Source organism: Mycobacterium sp., assembly GCF_032161845.1.
Taxonomy (GTDB): domain Bacteria; phylum Actinomycetota; class Actinomycetes; order Mycobacteriales; family Mycobacteriaceae; genus Mycobacterium.
On the sequence record NZ_JAVRQA010000403.1, the window covers coordinates 1 to 4,429 of the forward strand.

Below are 4,429 nucleotides of genomic sequence, written 5' to 3' on the forward strand. Positions count from 1 at the left end.
GCCGGTGGTGGCCAGCGCTGTCATGTCGCCAGCCTCCGCCACTGTTGTACATGTGTCAAGTAACGCTTCGCGCGGAGGATGGCGGCCGCTGCTGTTGTACATGTGCCACTTAAACTGCCCACGTGGCCGACCGTAGAAGGCTGTCCCCGGAGGACAGGCGCAGCGAGCTGCTCGCGCTAGGCGTCGAGGTGTTCGGACAGCGCCCGTACGACGAAGTGCGCATCGACGAGATCGCCGAGCGAGCTGGTGTCTCGCGTGCGCTGATGTACCACTACTTCCCGGACAAGCGAGCCTTCTTCGCCGCCGTCGTGCGTGCCGAGGGTGAGCGCCTGTTCGAGGCCACCAACACACCGCCGCAGCCCGGCCTGAACCTGTTCGAACAGTTGCGGGCGGGCGTGCTCGCCTACCTCGACTACGACGAGGCCCACCCCCACGGCGCCTGGGCCGCCTACATGGGAATGGGCCGCTCCGACCCGGTGCTGCGCGGTATCGACGACGTCGACAACGACCGGCAGGCCAACCGCATCATCGACCGCATCACGGACTCACTGGGGCAATCGCTGGACACAGGAGTCGAACGCGACCTGCGGGTGATCGTCTACGGCTGGCTGGCGTTCACGTTCGAGATGTGCCGGCAGCGGATCATGGATCCCACGATCGACGCCGGTGCCGTCGCCGACGCGTGCGCGCACGCCTTGCTCGATGCCGTCGGCCGGATGCCCGCCATCCCTCCGCTCGAGTGACTTCGGCGCGTCCATCCGCGGTGAGCGCGGGTGAGCGCGCCGAAATCGCGAACGGGGGCGCCGGGTTGTCGGTGGGTGAGGGCACTATGGCGAGATGGCCAGGAAGTCCGCTGAACCCGCAGCACCCATGGCCCGCTTCAGTGAGCTGACGCGGGAGTGGTTCACGGGCACGTTCGCGGCGCCGACGGCCGCGCAGACCGAGGCGTGGGAGGCCATTGCCAACGGTGACAACACCCTGGTCATCGCCCCGACGGGGTCGGGCAAGACGCTGGCGGCCTTCCTCTGGGCCATCGACCGACTGGCATCCAGCGAACCGAGGGCCGCCACCGGACCAGCCAAGAAGGGCACCCGGGTGCTCTACGTGTCGCCGCTCAAGGCGCTGGCCGTCGACGTCGAACGCAACCTCAGCACCCCGCTGACCGGCATCGGTCGCGTCGCGGAACGCCGCGGGGTGGCCGCACCGAGCATCACCGTCGGGGTCCGCTCCGGCGACACCCCGCCCAACCGACGTCGCGAGATGATCGCCAAGCCGCCCGACGTCCTGATTACCACGCCCGAGTCGCTGTTCCTGATGCTCACCTCGGCCGCCCGGGAGACGCTCACCGAGGTCGACACCGTCATCGTCGACGAGGTGCATGCCGTCGCGGCCACCAAACGCGGCGCCCATCTGGCCCTGTCCTTGGAGCGACTCGACCAGCTCATGGACAAGCCTGCCCAACGCATCGGGCTGTCGGCCACGGTTCGACCGCCGGAGGAGGTCGCCAGGTTTCTGTCGGGCCAGGCCCCGACGACCATCGTGGCGCCGATGGCCGCCAAGACCTTCGACCTGTCGGTTCAGGTGCCAGTGCCCGACATGGCCAACCTCGAGAACAACAGCATCTGGCCCGACGTCGAGGAACGCATCGTCGACCTGATCGAGTCCCATCAATCGTCGATCGTGTTCGCCAACTCGCGCAGGCTGGCCGAACGACTCACTGCCCGCCTCAACGAGATTCACGCCGAGCGCGTCGGCACCGAGATCCCCGAGACGCGCAACCCGAAGGTGGGCGGCGGTTTTCCCGCCCAGATGATGGGCAGCGGCGTGAGCTTGGGGGCGGCGCCGCTACTGGCGAAGGCCCACCACGGGTCGATCAGCAAGGAACAGCGCGCCATCGTCGAGGACGACCTCAAGACCGGCCGACTCAAGGCGGTCGTGGCCACCTCAAGCCTCGAACTCGGCATCGACATGGGCGCCGTCGACCTCGTCATCCAAGTCGAGTCCCCGCCGTCCGTCGCCAGCGGCCTGCAGCGCATCGGCCGGGCGGGGCACCAGGTCGGCGAAATCTCTCAAGGCGTGCTCTTCCCCAAACATCGCACCGACCTCATCGACTGCGCAGTGACGGTGCAGCGCATGCTCGCAGGCGAGATCGAGACCATGCGGGTGCCGACGAATCCCCTCGACGTGCTGGCTCAGCACACCGTCGCCGCAGCCGCTCTCGAACCCCTTGACGCCGACCGCTGGTTCGACGCCGTCCGGCGCAGCGCACCGTTCGCGACGCTGCCGCGCAGCGCATTCGAGGCGACGCTGGACCTGCTGAGCGGCAAGTATCCCTCTACGGAGTTCGCCGAACTGCGCCCAAGATTGGTATACGACCGCGACGAGGGCACCCTCACTGCCCGGCCTGGCGCCCAACGACTTGCGGTGACCTCCGGTGGCGCGATCCCCGACCGCGGTCTGTTCACCGTGTATCTGGCGTCGTCCGCCGATACCGACAAGCCCTCGCGGGTAGGCGAACTCGACGAGGAGATGGTGTACGAGTCCCGGCCTGGCGACGTCATCTCACTTGGTGCCACCAGCTGGCGGATCACCGAGATCACCCACGATCGCGTGCTCGTCCTGCCCGCGCCGGGACAGCCCGCGCGGCTGCCCTTTTGGCGCGGTGACGGAGTCGGCAGGCCCGCTGAGCTGGGCGCCGCCATCGGCGCGTTCACCGGCGAACTGGCCGGGTTGGATCGCGCGACGTTCGACGTGCGCTGCGGTGCAATGGGTTTCAACGACTTCGCCACCGACAACCTGTGGCGCCTCATCTCCGATCAGCGCGACGCCACCGGCACCGTACCCACCGACACGACGTTCATCGTCGAACGCTTCCGCGACGAACTGGGCGACTGGCGCGTAATCCTGCACTCCCCCTACGGTTTGCGGGTGCACGGACCGCTGGCATTGGCCGTGGGCAGGCGGCTGCGGGAGCGATACGGCATCGACGAGAAGCCGACGGCTTCCGACGACGGCATCATCGTGCGCCTGCCCGACACCGAGGACACCCCGCCTGGCGCAGAACTCTTCGTCTTCGACGCCGATGAGATCGACTCCATCGTCACCGACGAGGTGGGCGGCTCGGCTCTGTTCGCCTCGCGGTTCCGCGAATGTGCCGCCCGCGCCCTCCTGCTACCGCGGCGCCATCCCGGAAAGCGCTCGCCGCTGTGGCATCAGCGCCAGCGCGCTGCGCAACTGCTCGACATCGCTCGCAAGTATCCGGACTTCCCGATCGTCCTCGAGACGGTGCGCGAGTGCCTTCAAGACGTCTACGACGTGCCGACTTTGCGTGAGTTGATGAATCGCGTTGCGCAACGGCGTATCCGGATCCTCGAGGTCGAGACGCAAACCCCGTCGCCGTTCGCCGCGTCGTTGCTGTTCGGCTATGTCGGCGCCTTCATGTACGAAGGTGACAGCCCGCTTGCCGAGCGACGAGCGGCCGCGCTGTCGTTGGACAGCAGCCTGCTCGCCGAACTGCTCGGACGCGTCGAACTGCGCGAACTGCTCGACCAGAAGGTGATCGAGTCGACCGTCGCGCAACTGCAGCACCTCACGCCGGAACGGGCGGTACGCGACGCCGAGGGCGTAGCCGATCTGCTGCGCCTGCTCGGCCCGCTGACCGAAGGAGAGGTGGCGGACCGATCGACGGTGGACGACGTCGGCGGCTGGCTGGAGGGCCTGCGGTCGGCTCGACGCGCGCTGACGGTGTCCTTCGCCGGCGAGACCTGGTGGGTCGCCATCGAGGACGTCGGACTGCTACGAGATGGCGTCGGAATCGCCGTACCCGTTGGCATTTCGACCGCTTTCACCGAATCCGTTGGCGATCCACTCGGTGAGCTTCTCGGTCGATACGCCCGAACCCGCGGTCCATTCACCACCCGCGACGCGGCTCAACGCTTCGGACTGGGGCTGCGGGTGACGGCCGACGTTCTCGGCCGGATGTCGACCGACAGGCGGCTGGTGCGCGGCGAGTTCACCGTCGAGGAGGACGGCGAGCAATGGTGTGACGCCGACGTTCTCAAGATTTTACGGCGGCGCTCACTGGCCGCACTGCGCGCTCAGGTCGAACCGGTCAGCACCGCGGCATATGCCAGGTTTCTGCCCGCATGGCAGCAGGTGGGGGTCGAGAAGAGTACGGGCATGGATGGATTGGCATCGGTGATCGAGCAGCTGTCCAGCGTGCCGATGCCCGCGTCGGCGATCGAACCGTTGGTGTTCGGACAGCGGGTGCGCAACTACCAGCCCGCGATGCTCGACGAGCTGCTCGCCTCTGGTGAGGTGACGTGGTCCGGCGCTGGTTCGATCGGCAGCGGTGACGGCTGGATCGCCTTCCACGCCGCAGAGACCGCGCCGCTCACGCTCGTCGCTCCCACCGAAATCGACCTTACCG

The 4,429-nt window shown here is 67.8% G+C and carries 2 protein-coding genes; both read left to right on the top strand.

The window, feature by feature from the left end; genetic code table 11:
* Window positions 1–122: 122 nt before the first annotated feature.
* Window positions 123–743 carry a TetR/AcrR family transcriptional regulator gene (locus QOD90_RS21745; RefSeq protein WP_526352934.1) on the top strand — a complete coding sequence of 207 codons (621 nt, stop codon included), beginning with the start codon at window positions 123–125 and terminating at the stop codon, window positions 741–743.
* Between the two features lie 127 nt (window positions 744–870).
* The coding region (locus tag QOD90_RS21750) for a DEAD/DEAH box helicase (protein ID WP_526352936.1) at window positions 871–4,429 on the top strand (3,559 nt) is incomplete at its 3' end.